Source organism: Mycobacterium sp. IDUB_24, from assembly GCF_055419385.1.
The window spans coordinates 51,914-67,732 of record NZ_JBVAXO010000011.1; the positions used below are offsets into that span (position 1 = coordinate 51,914).

General features: G+C 68.2%; 15 protein-coding genes. 10 read left to right on the forward strand and 5 right to left on the reverse strand.

The annotated features are described in order from the left end of the window. Positions 1–40 precede the first annotated feature (40 nt). Together ACZYZF_RS29135 and ACZYZF_RS29140 are read left to right on the forward strand one after the other, a co-directional pair. Positions 41–1,597: a Rieske 2Fe-2S domain-containing protein gene (locus ACZYZF_RS29135; protein ID WP_463743669.1), complete on the forward strand. Its 1,557-nt coding sequence runs from the start codon at positions 41–43 to the stop codon at positions 1,595–1,597. Continuing rightward, entirely contained in the window at positions 1,594–1,929 is a 336-nt protein-coding gene (locus tag ACZYZF_RS29140) for a hypothetical protein (protein ID WP_463743668.1), read from the forward strand. The genes ACZYZF_RS29135 and ACZYZF_RS29140 overlap by 4 nt, the downstream gene beginning before the upstream one ends. Here ACZYZF_RS29140 and ACZYZF_RS29145 read toward each other — a convergent pair. Further along, on the reverse strand, positions 1,926–2,741 hold the full coding sequence (locus tag ACZYZF_RS29145; RefSeq protein ID WP_463743667.1) for a DUF5718 family protein: 816 nt from the start codon (positions 2,739–2,741) through the stop codon (positions 1,926–1,928). The genes ACZYZF_RS29140 and ACZYZF_RS29145 overlap by 4 nt on opposite strands. Before the next feature lie 134 nt (positions 2,742–2,875). On the opposite strand from ACZYZF_RS29145, the gene ACZYZF_RS29150 reads away from it, so the two are divergent. Then, positions 2,876–3,580, forward strand: a complete 705-nt coding sequence (locus ACZYZF_RS29150) for a hemerythrin domain-containing protein (protein WP_463837555.1) — start codon at positions 2,876–2,878, stop codon at positions 3,578–3,580. Here ACZYZF_RS29150 and ACZYZF_RS29155 read toward each other — a convergent pair. Together ACZYZF_RS29155 and serS are read right to left on the reverse strand one after the other, a co-directional pair. Continuing rightward, a complete protein-coding gene (locus ACZYZF_RS29155; protein ID WP_463837556.1) occupies positions 3,570–6,893 on the reverse strand; it encodes a BTAD domain-containing putative transcriptional regulator in 3,324 nt (1,107 codons plus the stop codon). The genes ACZYZF_RS29150 and ACZYZF_RS29155 overlap by 11 nt on opposite strands. Before the next feature lie 24 nt (positions 6,894–6,917). Beyond that, positions 6,918–8,177: a serine--tRNA ligase gene (serS, locus tag ACZYZF_RS29160; RefSeq protein ID WP_463743664.1), complete on the reverse strand. Its 1,260-nt coding sequence runs from the start codon at positions 8,175–8,177 to the stop codon at positions 6,918–6,920. A gap of 167 nt (positions 8,178–8,344) precedes the next feature. Here serS and ACZYZF_RS29165 point away from each other — a divergent pair, with 167 nt between their 5' ends. The 3 genes from ACZYZF_RS29165 (at position 8,345) to ACZYZF_RS29175 (ending at position 10,456) form a co-directional block, all read left to right on the forward strand. Next, on the forward strand, positions 8,345–9,787 hold the full coding sequence (locus ACZYZF_RS29165; RefSeq protein WP_463837558.1) for a septum formation family protein: 1,443 nt from the start codon (positions 8,345–8,347) through the stop codon (positions 9,785–9,787). Between the two features lie 2 nt (positions 9,788–9,789). After that, positions 9,790–10,140 (forward strand): metallopeptidase family protein, encoded by a 351-nt coding sequence (locus tag ACZYZF_RS29170; protein ID WP_463743662.1) that lies wholly within the window; start codon positions 9,790–9,792, stop codon positions 10,138–10,140. A gap of 115 nt (positions 10,141–10,255) precedes the next feature. Further along, complete coding sequence (locus tag ACZYZF_RS29175; protein WP_463743661.1) at positions 10,256–10,456, forward strand: hypothetical protein; 201 nt, start codon at positions 10,256–10,258, stop codon at positions 10,454–10,456. On the opposite strand, the gene ACZYZF_RS29180 is transcribed toward ACZYZF_RS29175, so the two are convergent. Together ACZYZF_RS29180 and pheA are read right to left on the reverse strand one after the other, a co-directional pair. Then, positions 10,453–11,142, reverse strand: coding sequence for a histidine phosphatase family protein (locus tag ACZYZF_RS29180; RefSeq protein WP_463743660.1), 690 nt, complete (start codon positions 11,140–11,142; stop codon positions 10,453–10,455). The genes ACZYZF_RS29175 and ACZYZF_RS29180 overlap by 4 nt on opposite strands. Then, on the reverse strand, positions 11,139–12,083 hold the full coding sequence (gene pheA / locus ACZYZF_RS29185; protein ID WP_463837560.1) for a prephenate dehydratase: 945 nt from the start codon (positions 12,081–12,083) through the stop codon (positions 11,139–11,141). Before pheA ends, ACZYZF_RS29180 begins: the two co-directional genes overlap by 4 nt. Positions 12,084–12,225: 142 nt before the next feature. Between pheA and ACZYZF_RS29190 the strand changes: the two genes are divergently transcribed. The 4 genes from ACZYZF_RS29190 (at position 12,226) to ACZYZF_RS29205 (ending at position 15,806) form a co-directional block, all read left to right on the forward strand. Continuing rightward, entirely contained in the window at positions 12,226–13,020 is a 795-nt protein-coding gene (locus ACZYZF_RS29190; protein WP_463837562.1) for a DUF2470 domain-containing protein, read from the forward strand. 46 nt (positions 13,021–13,066) lie between these two features. Further along, positions 13,067–13,831 carry a CPBP family intramembrane glutamic endopeptidase gene (locus ACZYZF_RS29195; protein ID WP_463837563.1) on the forward strand — a complete coding sequence of 255 codons (765 nt, stop codon included), beginning with the start codon at positions 13,067–13,069 and terminating at the stop codon, positions 13,829–13,831. A gap of 25 nt (positions 13,832–13,856) precedes the next feature. Beyond that, positions 13,857–15,119 carry an LCP family protein gene (locus ACZYZF_RS29200; protein WP_463837564.1) on the forward strand — a complete coding sequence of 421 codons (1,263 nt, stop codon included), beginning with the start codon at positions 13,857–13,859 and terminating at the stop codon, positions 15,117–15,119. A 138-nt stretch (positions 15,120–15,257) separates the two neighbouring features. Beyond that, on the forward strand, positions 15,258–15,806 hold the full coding sequence (locus ACZYZF_RS29205) for a ferritin (RefSeq protein ID WP_463743655.1): 549 nt from the start codon (positions 15,258–15,260) through the stop codon (positions 15,804–15,806). Positions 15,807–15,819 lie beyond the last annotated feature (13 nt).

The following is a 15,819-nucleotide window of genomic DNA, read 5'->3' on the forward strand; positions in this document are numbered from 1 at the left end:
GGCTGGTCGGGCATCAAAGCACTCCATCGAAAGGCCGTTTGTGCAGGTCACCAGCGTCGGGCATGCCGGCTTCCTGATCGAGACCAAGGCTGGCAGCATTTTGTGCGACCCGTGGGTCAACCCCGCGTACTTCGCCTCCTGGTTCCCGTTCCCCGACAACACGCAGTTGGACTGGGCGGCTCTCGGAAATGTCGATTACCTCTACGTCTCACACCTGCACAAGGACCACTTCGACCCGGAGAACCTGCGCCGCCACGTCAACAAGGACGCCGTGGTGCTGCTGCCCGATTTCCCGGTGCCCGACCTGCAACGCGAACTGGCCGCCCTGGGCTTTCACCGGTTCTTCGAGACCACCGATTCGGTCAAGCACACCGTCAGCGGCCCCAAGGGTGACCTCGACGTGATGATCATCGCGCTGCGCGCACCCGCAGACGGCCCGATCGGCGACTCAGGGCTCGTGGTCGACGACGGCGACACCGTCGCCTTCAACATGAACGACGCGCGACCCGTTGACCTTGAAGTCCTGGAGTCAGACTTCGGGCAGGTCGACGTGCACATGCTGCAGTACTCCGGGGCCATCTGGTACCCGATGGTCTACGACATGCCTGCGCGGGCCAAGGAAGCCTTCGGCATCCAGAAACGGCAGCGCCAGATGGACCGGTGCCGCCAATACATCGCCCAGGTCGGAGCGACCTGGGTGATCCCGTCGGCAGGCCCGCCGTGCTTCCTGGATCCCGAACTACGCGACCTCAACGACGACCACGACGACCCGGCGAACATCTTCCCCGACCAGGTGGTGTTCCTCGACCAGATGCGTCGCCACGGTCACGACGGCGGCCTGCTGATGATCCCTGGCAGCACCGCCGATTTCACCGGGTCCCAACTCAATTCACTGACCCACCCGGTGGAGGACCCCGAGACGATCTTCACCACCGGTAAGGCCGCCTACATCGAGGACTTCGCGCAACGAATGGCCCCGGTGCTGGCTGCGGAGAAGGCCTCGTGGGCGCCGGCGGCCGGCGAACCCCTGCTGCCCGGACTGCGGGCGCTGTTCGAGCCGATCATGAGCCAGACCGACCAGATCTGCGACGGCATCGGCTACCCGGTGGAGTTGCGGCTGTCCGGCCCCGGCCACAGCGAGACCGTGGTCCTGGATTTCCCGAAACGCCTTGTCCGCGAACCCATCGCCGACGAGAAGTTCCGCTACGGCTTCGCGATCCCACCCGAGTTGGTGCGCACCGTGCTACGCGACAACGAACCGGACTGGGTCAACACCATTTTTCTGTCCACCCGGTTCAAAGCCTGGCGTGTGGGCGGCTACAACGAATACCTGTACACGTTCTTCAAATGCCTCACCGATGAGCGCATCGCCTACGCAGACGGCTGGTTCGCCGAGGCCCACGACGACACCTCATCGATCACCCTCGACGGCTTCCAGATCCAGCGCCGCTGCCCGCACCTGAAGGCCGACCTGTCGAAATTCGGTGTGGTGGAAGGCAACACCCTCACCTGCAACCTGCACGGCTGGCAGTGGAACCTGGAGAACGGGAAGTGCCTGACCACCAAGGGTCACGAGTTGCGGTGCAGCAAGTCATGACCGCCCCGCGCCAGTACTACGACGACGGCCTGATCCAGCTGGATCGCGAGGCGATCACGTTGCGGCGCTACCACTTCCCATCGGGAACCTCGAAGGTGATCCCGCTGCGGTCGATCAGCGGATACGAGGCCACCCCACTGGGATTGTGGATGCAACGCTTCCGGTTGTGGGGTAGCACCGATCTGCGCCGCTGGCTGCCGTTGGATGTGCACCGTCCCCTGCGGTCGACGCTGATCACCCTCGACGTGCCGGGCACTTATCCGAAGCCGGCGTTCACTCCGGCCCGTCCGGACGAGTTCGTCGCCCGCCTGGAGGAATTGCTCGGCGACTAGCGCGCCGAGACCACCTGCCGCAGTTCGGAAGCCGCGCTGGAAGCACTGTCGTACACCCGAACGATGGCCTCATCCCCCGGCTTGAGGAAGGTGGACTCACCCAGCGGGGTGTAACGGGTGGCACCGATGCCGATCAGCACGTTCTCGGGGTGACCGCTGGCCACCATCAACGCGCCGACATCCTCCAGCGGCGTATCGGCCGAACCCTTCTGGTTGGCCAGCCGTTCGACGATCCAGTCCAGCAGCACCTCACCGTAATACGAGTAGCCCACCAGGGGTGAATCCACACCGTAGGCGTGCTGCTGGCCGCCGTCCTCGCTCAGATAGCAGACCAGCCGCATGGTGGCGGTCGGACCGTCCGGGGTGAGGTCACTGATCTCGAAGAATTGCGGTGCAACGCCTTTGGAGGCCGGGCCCCAGTTCTTCTTGTAGCTGATCTTGGGTGCGCCCGGCCGGCGGATCGAGCAGTCGTTGAATGCGCCGAGGGCGAACGGCTCGAGGCGCACCACGGTATCGCCGTTCCACACCACGCGGCAGGCCACTCCGACCTCGGGCTCGATCTGAAGGTTGAGCGGGCCGTCAACCTCACCGGCCTCCGGCAGCACGATGGCATCGCTGGACAGCGGGAACTCACCCAGAAAGTCGTCCCGGCCTGGTGCGTACCACGGGAAGATACCTTTGGGCGCATACCCTTCGGTAACCACCTTGACGAAATCCCCGGCCTCTCCGGCCTGTTCGAGGTGCCCCGCGAAGTTACCGGCCACGCCGAAGCCGAACCAGTTGCGCAATTCGGCAAGGTCGATATCGATCATGGCTGCAACCCTACTGTGGCCGCCCTGCTGTGGCCGCGCCAAGCCGGTAACAAGTCGCGCTTAAGTGGCCGGTACCAGGCTGTGCTCCACAGTGCCGATCCGCGCCGGATCGGCTGGACCCGAGGAGTACCCCAGTGCCGACAACAACCACCACCAGCGGCTCACCTCGTCGCGCGGGCGATCCCGCACCGGACCTGCTGGGTATCACGGTGGCCCACCGCGCGATGCTGGCCGACCTGCTCCGCCTGAGCGACCTCGCTGCGGCGGTGCGCGACCGGGATGTGATCTGCACACCCGGCCGTGCCCGCGCGATCTCCCGATACGTCGAGTTGCTCTGTGATTCCATCCACCATCACCACACCACCGAGGACGCGGTGCTGTGGCCGGTGATCCGGGCCAGTGTCGGCGACCATGTGGACCTCACCGAGTTGATCGAGGACCACGCGGCTCTGGAACCACGGTTGGAGCAGCTGCGGGCCCGCGCCGCGGCGTTTCGGCTGTCGATGGGTGACCGCCATGTCGCCGGCCTCATGGCCATCGAACTGGCCGAACTGGCAGCCCTCCTCACCGAGCACATCAACGACGAGGAGATCGAGGTGTTCCCCCTGGTCACCGAACACGTCTCGGTGGCGGACTGGGCGACGGTGGAGAAAGCCGCCCGGGACGGCAGCCGGATGTCGTTCGACGGTCCGCGCTCGGTAGCGGTGATGACCGACGACGAGCGCGCAGTGTTGGCACAGGACGTCGGGATCGGACTGCGGGTGCTACTCGCCGGGTTGATGCTGCTGCACCGGCGCCGGGAGCGGGCGGTCTTCGGCACCGCCGGTGTCAGTCGATGAAGCGCTGCGCTTCGGCCGCCAGCCGGTCCCGCAGCACCGAGGCGGCCTCCCGGTAGGCGCGCGCCCGATCCGGCCGGCCCAGCACATCGGCAGCGGCGGCCAGGGCCTCGTCGACCGGGCCCACCATCAGCCCGTCGACACCGAGTCCGGCGATACGCCCGGAATACGGCTCGAGGTCTGCTGCCCGGGCCTCGGCCTCCTCGACATCCCCGAGCGCCACGGCCGCGTTGACGCGCAGCACGGTGAACGGCAGCCAGAAGTACGCCCGCTCGATCGGCTGCCGGTCCCGCCACAGCTCGCGAGCCTCGGCCTCCCGGCCCCGCGCGATCAGCGCGAGAACCGCGGCGTCCAGCGCGGCAACCGAGACCTCCCGGTAGAAGAACACCAACTCGTCGGCCAGGACACCGAGGTCGCCGAGACAGAATTCGCCCGTCACCCGGCCCACCATCGCCAGCTTCGCCCCGTTGGCGGCCCCGTTCTCGACCATGCGGGCCGCCAGGTCGGTGTAGGCGCCCACCGCGTCGTCCAATCGTGCCGCCAGCAGGTACATCCGGGCCCGGAACAGTCCCAGCACCCCCAGAAGGTGGACGAGCTGCCCGGTGCCGGCCCGGGCCACCGCGATGTCGACATGCCGCTTCGCGGTCGCCAGATCGGACCGGTGACCGGCCGCCAGCGACAGCATCCAGTGCGCCACAGCTTGATAGTCGGCCTGCTCGGTGGCCTCCGCGGTCTGCAGCAATTCGGCGGCGGTGGCTTCGCGTTCGGCGTCGAGATCCGGCCCCAGCGCGCAGTATGCCCGGACGTTGAGCGCGGTACACAGCAGCCGGCCCGACGATGCCGGATCCTCGGCGTAGGCGCGTCGGGCCAACTCGAGCAGCTCCGTGCTGGCGGCCAGTGCCCCGTCGGGATCGGTGCCCTCCGACTCCACGTAGAGGGCCTTGAGGAGTCTGATCCGGTCGGCCGCAGTGATTTTCGTCGACCCGCCGTCCAGCACCCGGCGCAGCAGGCCGATCATCTGGGCATCCGATTCGTCGTACTCGCGGTCCCGCCATACCAACGGGGTGTCCCATGCGGTGAGCACCCGCACCATCAGGTCGTCGCGCGACGTCCCCTTCAGCAACTGCAGCGCAGCCTTCAACTCGATGCGGGCGGCGACGGCGTCTCCAGACTGGGCCAGTGCGGAGATCAGCCCGCACCGGGCGTCGATCTCGTGTTCCAGGCCGTCGGCGCTGGGCCGCAACCGGCGGCTGGCTGCCAACTCCAGCATCTGCACGGCGGCACGCCATTGTCTGGCCGCTTCGGCGTGTGCCCCCACCGAATCGGCCTCGCGAGCCGCTGCTGTTGCGAAAGCCGTAGCGGTCAAAGCAGTTTCTGCTGTCGCCGATGCGACTGCGTGGTGTGCGAGAGCAGCCGGATCGACCGACCGGCCGGGTGCGCGCAACAGTTCCAGAGCGGCACCGTGCAACCGCGACCGCCGCAACTTCGAGGTGTCTTCGTAGAGGGTGTCGCGAACCAGCGAGTGGGCGAACCGCAATCGGCCCGGCGCCGGCTCGTCGAGCAGACCGAGCAGGACGGCCGGTTCCAATGCGTCGAGCAAATCCTCGGGGTCGTTGCGTCCCAGTTCGGCGAGCAGGTCGACGTCGATATCGCGGCCCAGCACCGCGGCTTGGCGCAATGCGGTGACGGTCGGACCGGGTAGCCGGGCCAGCCTGCGGCGCAACACATCTCGAACTCCAACCGGCACCGATGCCCACACTGCGTCCGGCCCCTCGGCGACCATCAGCCGGGCCAGTTCGCGGACGAACAGCGGGTTGCCGCCCGTCCGCTCACGCAGCAGGCGCAGCGCCTCGCCGCTGGCGGCGGTCAGTCCGTGGTCGGCTGCCAGCGCCGCCGTGGCCGCGGCGTCGAGACCGTCGAGTATCAGATGTGCGGCGGTGTGCACCGTCAGTGCCGCCCGCGCCACCTCGAGTTCGCCGCGGTCCTCCGACGGGCGATAGGTGCCTATCACCAACACCGGCAGATCCCTGATCCGGTCGGCCACCAGCCGCAGGAGCTCCAACGTCAGACCGTCGGTACGGTGCAGATCATCGAGGACGACCACCAGCGGTTGACTGCCGGCGATCGTGCTCAGCACATCGGCCACCGCATGCCCCAACCAGAAGGTGCCCGGCTCGACCGCGGCGACGTCGTGAAGCAGCGGAGCCAGCGCCTGCCTGGCGTCGTCCACCTGCGCTGCGGTGTCAATCAATTCGCGTAGCACCTCGGTCCACGCCCACCCCGCCGGCGCACCGTGAACCTCCGGACAACGGCCGAGCACGGTGCGCCAGCCCGCCGCCCGCAACCGGGCAGTCGCGGCGGCCGCCAGGGTGGTCTTGCCCGATCCCGCTTCGCCCCCGATCCACAGCACCGCGCTGCGGCCGGCGGCGACAGCGCTTGCGGCAGAGTCGATTTCGGCGAGTTCCTCGGTACGGCCGCGGGCGGCCAGTTCAGCGCCCTCGGGCGCGACGATCTCCGGTATCGCCGGCTGCAACGGTCGGGACGGCTCCAGATGGTCGGCCTGACGCAGGATGTCGCGCTCGAGGTCGCGTAGCGTCCGGCCCGGTTCCAAACCGAGCTCGTCGACGAGGTGGTCCCGGGTGCGCCGCAACACCTCCAGCGCGTCGGTCTGGCGTGCGGTCCGATACAGCGCCGTCGCCAACACGGCCGCGGCGCCTTCCCGGCCCGGTCGCTCGCCGACGTGTCGTTCCAGCGCGGCGATGGCGGTGCCGTACCGGCCCAGTTCCACCTGGGCAGCGGCCTGCGCTTCCACCGCGGCCAGGCGGAGCTCGGTCAGCCGGGCGATCTCGGGGGCCGCCCACAGCACATCGCCCGCCCCGGCGAACGGATCTCCCGACCAGTCGGCCAGCGCCTCGTCGAGCAGACACACCCGTTGCTGTGCGTCCGATTCCTCATATGCCGCAGTGACTTTCGCTTCGAACCGCCAGGAGTCGACGGCGTCCACCGGCAGTCGCAGGCAATAACCGGGTGCAGCGCTGACCAGGATGCGGGCCGGGGCCCGACGCTGCCGCCCCGGCTCCAGCGCCCGCCGCAGATGCGAGACGTAGACCTGCAGCGCCGACAACGCCTTGGGCGGCGGCTCGCCCTCCCACAGATCATCGATGAGCCGATCGACGGATACCGTGTGGCCGTGCGCGGCGACCAAACGCGCCAGCAATGCCCGCTGCAGGCGCGCGCCCAGATCCACCGGATTGTCGCCGACCCAGGCCTGTACGGGCCCGAGCACCCTCACCCGCACCGGGGCGTCCGCAGTCATTTCCCTGTGCCGGGCCGCGGCGTGTTACTTACCGGGCTCCAGGACGGCGGTGCCGACGAACGGCACCAGCGCGTCGGGAACCCTCACACTGCCATCCGATTGCTGATGGTTTTCCAGGATGGCCACCAGCCATCGGGTCGTGGCCAACGTGCCGTTGAGCGTGGCGGCAACCTGCGGCTTGCCGTTCTCGTCGCGGTAACGCGTGGCCAATCGTCTCGCCTGGAACGTCGTGCAGTTCGAGGTCGAGGTGAGCTCCCGGTATGTCTGCTGGGTGGGCACCCACGCCTCGCAGTCGTACTTGCGTGCGGCCGAGGAGCCGAGATCGCCTGCCGCGACATCGATCACCCGGTACGGCACCTCGATGGCCGCCAGCATCTGGCGCTGCCAGCCCAGCAGCTTCTGATGCTCGGACTCGGCATCCTCGGGCTTGCAGTAGACGAATCCCTCGACCTTGTCGAACTGATGCACCCGGATGATGCCGCGGGTGTCCTTGCCGTAGCTCCCGGCCTCACGTCGGAAGCACGACGACCAGCCGGCATACCGCTTCGGCCCCGCGGACAGATCCAGGATCTCGCCTGAGTGGTAGCCCGCCAGCGGTACCTCCGAGGTACCGACCAGGTACAGGTCGTCGGCCTCCAACCGGTAGATCTCGTCGGCATGTGAGCCGAGGAATCCGGTGCCCGCCATGACTTCCGGGCGCACCAGCACCGGCGGGATCATCAGCGTGAACCCGTTCTGCACGGCCACCTGGGTGGCCAGTTGCAGCAGGCCCAGTTGCAGCAGGGCACCGGCACCGGTGAGGAAGTAGAACCGCGAACCCGACACCTTGGCGCCGCGTTCCATGTCGATCAGCCCGAGCGTCTCGCCCAGCTCGAGGTGGTCCTTGGGGTTATCGATCGCCCGCGGCTCACCGACGGTGTCGAGCAGCGCGAAGTCGTCCTCGCCGCCGGCCGGTACACCGTCGATGATCACGTTGCCTATCGCCATGTGGGCAGCGGTGAAGGCCGTCTCGGCCTCGGCCTGGGCCACCTCGGCCGCCTTGACCTGTTCGGCGAGGTCCTTGGCCTGTTGCAGCAGGGCCGGACGTTCCTCGGGGGTCGCCTTGCCCACGAGCTTGCTGGCGGCCTTCTGATCGGCACGCAAGTTGTCGGCCGTCGAGATCGCGGCCCGCCGCGCCGTATCGGCCTGAAGCAGCGCGTCGACGCGCGCCGGGTCCTCCCCGCGGGCGCGTTGCGACGCACGGACGGAGTCGGGATTCTCGCGCAGCAGCTTGAGGTCGATCACGGGCGCAACCCTACTTTTTGAAGTGCGTCGACGTACATCTGAGGTGGTCGATCGAAGTGTGGCGCAGCGATGGCGACCAGATTCCCACAGCCACCGGGCACAACCTCGCAACATTACAACTGCATCACTTGCCACAGGGGCTGACACGCCTGTCACAATGGAGGGCAATGTTGGAAGCATCCGAGCACCCCGAGCACCCCGAGCACGGGGCCCTGCTCGCCGAACCTGTTCCGGACGAACAACCCGCCAAGGAACGGTGGTGGCAGAGTCTGGCGGCCGCGTCGACGCGACGGGCACTGCTGTTGACCGCACTCGGCGCGCTGCTCATCGCCGGCCTGATCACCGCGTTGCCCCGGAGCGAGGGAACGAGCACCGCGCCGGGCGCGATCGCCCTCGGGCCCCGCGGCAACGACACCTTCAATCACGTCAAGCGGGGTGACTGTCTGAACTGGCCCGGGCGCAACCCCGACGCCGCACACATCGTGGACTGCAAGGACAACCATCGCTTCGAGGTCGCCCAGGCCGTCGACATGCGCACCTTCCCCGGCAGCGAGTACGGGCCGGGCGCGCCGCCACCGTCGGTGGACCGGATCAAGCAGATCAGCCAGGAGCAGTGCACCCCGTCGGTCCGTGGCTACCTGGGCCCCAAGTACGACCCGAACGGCAAGTACACCATCGGCCTGCTGTGGTCGGGCGAGAAGGCCTGGAAGCAGTCCGGTGAGCGGCGCATGCTGTGCGGGCTGCAACTCCTCGGCCCCGGCGACGGCCAGTTGGAGTCGGCAGGCAAGGTGGCCGACGTCGATCAATCGAAGGTCTGGGCCGCAGGCACCTGCCTCGGTATCGACGCCGCCACCAACCAGCCCACCGACGTCCCGGTCGATTGCGCGGCACCGCACGCCATGGAGGTCACCGGCGCGGTCAACCTCGTCGAGAAGTTCCCGGGCGGGCTGCCTGCGGAGGGCGACCAGGACAACTTCATCAAGGACGCCTGCACCGCGCAGACCGATGCCTACCTGGCCCCGGTCCAGTTGCGCACCACCACGCTGGCACTGAGCTACAGCACGATCTCACTGCCCAGCTGGTCGGCCGGCAGCCACCAGGTCTCGTGCAGCATCGGCGCCACGCTGGGCAACGGAGGCTGGTCGACACTGATCAACAGCGCCAAGGGCCCACTGATGATCAACGGGCAACCGCCGGTCGCACCGCCCGACATCCCGGAGGAGCGGCTCAATCTGCCGCCCGTCCCGATGCCCGATGTGGACGAGACATCCTCCTCGGGTTCGTCTTCGTCGTCCGGTTCGTCGTCGTCCGGTTCGTCCTCGTCCGGTTCGTCGTCGTCCGGTTCGTCCTCGTCGTCGGGATCCGGATCGTCCGGGTCCTCGGGTTCGTCGGGATCCTCGTCGAGCGGTCAGCACATGCCGCAGGCCTCGACCACCGCGGCGCCGGCTCCGACGCAGGCCAACACCTTCAACCCGCCGCCGCCCGAGCAGGCACCGGCCCCGGCACCCGAGCAGGGCCCGGCCCCGGCGCCCGCTCCTGCTCCTGATGGCGCGGCACCCCCCGCCGGTCCACCTCCGGGTGAGCCTGCCCCCGTACCGCCGGCGCCGTAGCCGTGCCGGTGCGGATGAGCTCGCAGCGGTTCGACGAGCTGGTGTCCGACGCGCTCGACCTGATCCCGCCGCGGTTGGCGGCCGCGATCGACAACGTCGTGATCTTGGTGGAGGACCGTGATCCCGAAGAGCCCGAGATCCTGGGCCTGTACCGGGGGGTCGCGCTGACCGAGCGGGATTCCTGGTACGCCGGCTCGTTACCGGACACCATCACGATCTACCGCGGCGCCCTGCTGGATTTCTGTGACAGCGAGGCCGACGTGGTCGACGAGGTGGCGATCACGGTGATCCACGAGATCGCGCACCATTTCGGGATAGATGATGAGCGGCTCCACGAACTCGGCTGGGGATGAGCCGCTTGCGCGAAGACAAACTGCTGGGGATGAGCCGCTTGCGCGAAGACAAAATTGCTGGGGATGAGCCGCGCGGCAACCAGGTTTTGTCGGCCCGCAGTGCTATCAACGGGCTATGACCATCCAGTGCCGGGAGTGCGCAGCCGGTCTGGAGCATTGCCACGGCACCGTGATCCACCACGTGCGGTACCGCGCGGAATGCACCGACGACACCTGCACCACCCCGGAAGCAGCGCATACATTCAGCCTCGATTGTGAGGCGGTGGGCTGCCCGTGTGCGCATGAGAGTGCGCTCTCGATCCGGCGGACCGGTTAGCCCATCGGGTCGGTTTCGGACTGCACCGCGTCCGTGATCGGTGTGGCGCCGGGCTCCGGGTAGAAGGGCGGCGTCACCGCGGCCCACTGCACACAGCTCCAGCGCCCGTCGGTGATCGGCGCCAACACCACCGATTCGGTGTTGCCCAAGTGGTGATCGAGGGCGAAACTGCCGTCGACGCCGGCCAGCACGGCGCCCACCAGCCGGATCGCCGCACCATGGCTCACCAGCACGATGTCGCTGTCGAAGTCGTGGTCGTCGAGGTAGCGCACCCGCAGCTCGGTGAGCACCGGCACGTACCGGGCCAGCACCGCCTCGGCACTTTCGCCGCCAGGCATGGGCACGTCCAGTTCGCCCCGGTGCCAGCGCTCGTAAATCCGGTTGAACTCGGCCACGGCGTCATCGTCGCTACGGTCTTCGAGTTCACCGACCTGGACTTCGTGGACCCCTTCGAATTCGAAAGGGACAAGGCCGGTTTCGACACCGATACCCGCAGCGGTCTGCGCTGCGCGGCGGGCGACCGAGTGGGCCAGGATCGAGGGACGCGCAGTCAGCGTCCCACCGAATCTCCGGGCCTGGTCGTGACCGAGGTCGGTCAGCTCGGCACCGGGAGGCAGAGTGTCCAGCCGCCGGTCGACGTTGCCGTAGGACTGTCCGTGACGGACCAGGATCAGCCGGCCACTCATGAGTCGTCCGTTCCCGCGCGCAGGCCCGCCAACCATCGCGAGGCCTCGTCGAGGCGCGGCGGAGGTGCACCCGCGGTCGCTCCGGTAGGCCATGAACCGAGATATCGCACATCGGTACAACGTCTGTGGAGCGCTTTGAGTGCCTCGGCCACCGAATCGTCGTCGATGTGTCCAACGCAGTCCAGGAAGAACATGTAGGTGCCCAGCTCGGTTCGGGTGGGCCGGGATTCGATCCGGGTGAGGTCGATGTCGCGGATCGAGAATTCGGTCATCGCCGTGACCAGGGCGCCCGGGGTGTTGTCCAACCGCAGGACCACCGAGGTGCGATCGGCACCGGTGGCGGCCGGCGGCGCGCCGGGCGGCCCGGCCAGGACGAAGCGGGTGCGGGCATTGGCCTCGTCGACCACGTCGGCGGCAAGGACGTCCAGGCCGCAACGCTCGGCGGCCAGTCGGGTGCTCACCCCGGCGTCGGCCCGGCCCTCGGCCACCTCGTGGGCGGCGGCGGCATTGGAAGTAGCCGGGACGATGTCCGCGTCGGGCAGGTTGGCGGCCAGCCACTGACGCACCTGCGCGAGGGCCACCGGGAAGGCGGCGACGGTGCGCACGGGCCCGGCGTGGCCGGGTCGGGTCACGATTGTGAAGGCGACGTCGAGAGTCAGCTCGGCATAGATCTGCAGTGGCTCCCCCACGGCCAGGCTGTCCAGCGTTGGCAGCACCGACCCCTCGATCGAGTTCTCGATCGGCACGCACGCGTAATCGGCCCGGCCGTCACGCACCGCGCCGAGCGCGCCGGGGGTGCTGTCGGTCAGAACCGGGGTGAATCGAGCCCGGCCGTCGCCGGGTGCCGACGACAATCCGGGCACCAGCTCATGGGCCACCATCTGCAGTAACGCCACTTCGGTAAAGGTTCCCTCAGGCCCGAGGTAGGCGATGCGCGGCACAAGCCAACACTATCGGTCCGCTGTCCGCCGGCGGTTGATGACGGGCGCGCCGGTGTTTCACCGGAGGTCTTGCCCACCGGGAACCGCCCAGTTAAGTTAGGCTTACCTCACTTAATCCTGACCTAGCTTTTAAGGCGGCGAGATGGCCATAGCGACACCGACGACAGCCGAGCGGATCCGCAGCGCGTGCGCACGAGGCGGCGGTGCGGTGGTTGCGGTCGAGGGCATCGAACCCGTCGCCTCCCCCGTTCATCACCTGCTCGACGACGGGTCGTTCGCGATCACCGTCCCCGAGGCCGGCCCGTTGGCCGGAATGGCGATGTCCGCAGGTTCGGCCGGGGTGCAGGCCGTGCTCGAGATGACCGACTACGCGCCGCTCCCACTACGCGAACCGGTGCGCTCCCTGGTGTGGATCCGGGGCCGCCTACAGCACGTGCCGAGCGCCGAGGTTCCGGCCCTGCTCGACCTGATCGCTGCCGAGAACCCCGATCCCGCTCTGCTGCAGGTGAATTCCGGGGCTCAGTCGAACGCCCACCAGGACGACGACAACCACACCCTGATGCGTCTGGAGATCGAATCCGTCGTGGTGGCCGACGCCACCGGCGCCGAGTCGGTCGGCCTCGGAGCGCTGTTGCAGGCGCGCCCTGATCCGTTCTGCGCGATGGAATCCGGATGGCTGCAGCACATGGAGTCCTCGCACCGCGACGTGGTGGAACGCCTCGCCACCCGATTGCCGATGACGCTGCGCCAAGGGCGGGTACGCCCACTGGGCCTCGACCGCTACGGCGTGCAGCTGCGGGTGGAGAACGAACACGGCGACCACGACGTACGGTTGCCGTTCCCGAACCCCGTCGACGACGTCACCGGCCTGAGCCAGGCCATCCGCATATTGATGGGCTGCCCCTTCCTCAACGGCCTGCGCGCGCGCAAGATCTGACCCGCACGATCGGCCACGCCGGCCGGGCGCCGCTACCGTAGCTTCGGTGACCGAGCCCCACGAGCAACTCGAGCCGCAGCGCCGCACGCTGAAGATCGAGATCGCCGTCGTGCTCGCGGTGACCTTCGGGCTCAGCGCCTACACCGCAGGCCTGCGGCTCATCGAAGCGGTGCTGCTCGGCCTTTCGGGGCAGACCGTCGCGCTCAACCCGAAGCGCTCCCCGTTCGACCTGATCGACCTGGGCCTGCACCTGGCCGTCGTCCTGCAACTGCTGGCCTGGGGCGCACTGGCCCTGTACCTGTTGTGGCGCAGCGGTTTCGGACCGTCAACGATCGGACTGTCCCGTCCGCAGTGGCGCACCGACGGTCTGGGTGGGGTCGGCCTGGCCCTGCTCATCGGCCTGCCGGGGTTGGGGTTCTACGTGCTGGCCCGGGTGCTGGGCCTGAGTGCGGACGTGGAACCGGCCGAGTTGTACGACACGTGGTGGCGCATCCCGATGCTGCTCGGCGTGGCGTTCGCCAACGGCTGGGCCGAAGAGATCATCGTGGTGGGGTTCCTGCTGACCCGACTACGTCAACTCGACGTCAGCCCCGGGCGGGCGCTGGTGATCTCCAGCCTGCTGCGCGGCGCGTATCACCTGTACCAGGGCTACAGCGCGGGCCTGGGCAACATCGTGATGGGCCTGGTATTCGGCTACGCATGGCAGCGCACCGGCCGGTTGTGGCCGCTGATCATCGCCCACACCCTGATCGACGCGGTGGCGTTCGTCGGCTACGCGCTGGTGGCCGATCATCTCAGTTGGCTGCAATAACGCGTCCGCCACGTACATTTCTGCTGTGGGCGACTTCCCGGCTTCAGGCGGACCACCCGATCCGCGCTCGCGGCGTCCGGGACCGCGCCGCCATGGCAACGAGCCGTCCCAGGTGATCCGGCGCGACCCGAACTACCGCCCGGCCTGGCCGCCGAATCCGCCCACGCCCCCACGACAACCACCACGACAACCACCCAGGCAGCCCCTGCCACCGAGGCAGCCACCTCCACCTCCACCGCGTCCGCCCCGGGGGTCGCACCCGCCCCGGCCCGCCGCGCCCCGTCCGCCCGCACCCGCACCCGCGCGCAAGCCGCGGCGACGGCGGCGCTGGGGCCGCCTGGTGATGACCGTGTCGCTGGTGGTCGTCTTGGCGGCGGTGCTGGCCGTGATCGGCGGCGGATTCTGGATCGACTCGTCGCTGCACCGCATTCCGGCGCTGGCCGACTATCCCGAGCGGCCCGCCGTGGCGCACGGCACCACCTGGCTGCTGGTCGGGTCGGACAGTCGCCAGAACCTCAGCCCCGAGCAGCAGGCCGAGCTGGCCACCGGCGGGGACATCGGCAACGGCCGCACCGACACCATCCTGTTGGTGCACATTCCCGGGATCGGCTCGGGCACACCGGCCACCATGGTCTCGATTCCCCGGGATTCCTACCTGCCGATTCCGGGCTACGGCGAGGACAAGATCAACGCCGCGTTCTCACTGGGCGGGGCGCCGCTGCTGGCGCAGACCGTCGAGCAGGCGACCGGCCTGCGCCTCGACCATTACGCCGAGATCGGTTTCGACGGTTTCGCGGCGCTCGTCGACGCCGTCGGCGGGGTGACGATGTGCCCGACCGAACCGATAAGCGACCCGCTGGCCGGGATCGACCTCCCGGCGGGTTGCCAGGAGTTCGACGGCCGCAACTCGCTCGGCTACGTCCGCAGCCGCGCCACCCCGCGCGCCGACCTGGACCGGATGACACACCAGCGGGCGTTCATGTCCGCACTGCTGCATCGGGCCACCAGCCCGGAGGTACTGATCAACCCCCTGCGGTGGCAGCCGATGGCCCACGCGGCCACCGACTCGGTGGCCGTCGACCAGGACGCCCACGTCTGGGATCTGGGCCGGCTGGCCTGGGCGATGCACGGCGACATGGTGACCACGACGGTGCCGATCGGCGAGTTCACCGGGAGCGATTCGGGTGCGGTCGTGGTGTGGGACAGCGACGCGGCAGGCCGGTTGTTCACCGCGCTGGCCAACGACACGGCTGTCCCGGACGACGTCATCGAAAAGCCCCAACCTTGAGCTTAGGCAAAGCTAAATAAGGCAATAGCAAATTCCTCGTAGCAAATGTAATCCGCGCCACACAACTAAGGTAAAGCTGACCTCAATGAGGTCAACCTTCGATGACAACACGTCCTGACCTGGGATATTCTCGCGATCATGACGACGACCGGTGAGCATGACACGAAATTCCACGCACTTGTTCAGGACCAGATCCGCAGCGAGTTCACCGCGTCACAGCAATACATCGCAATTGCGGTTTATTTCGATGGTGCCGACCTTCCGCAGCTCGCCAAGCACTTCTATGCGCAGGCAGTCGAAGAGCGCAACCACGCCATGATGCTGGTCCAATATCTGCTCGATCGGGATATCGACGCCGAGATCCCGGGAGTCGACGCGGTGTGCAACCGTTTCGATGCGCCCCGTGATGCGCTCGCGCTGGCGCTGAGCCAGGAGCGCACGGTCACCGAACAGATCAGCCGGCTCGCCAGCGTGGCCCGCGAGGAGGGTGACTACCTCGGCGAGCAGTTCATGCAATGGTTCCTCAAGGAGCAGATCGAAGAGGTCGCGTCGATGGCGACGCTGGTGCGCATCGCCGACCGCGCCGGCGCCAACCTCTTCCACATCGAGGACTTCGTCGCCCGGGAACTCACCGGCGGCGCCGGGGTCGACGCGGCAGCCCCCAGGGCCGCCGGCGGCAATCTCTGATCTGATCTGGGCC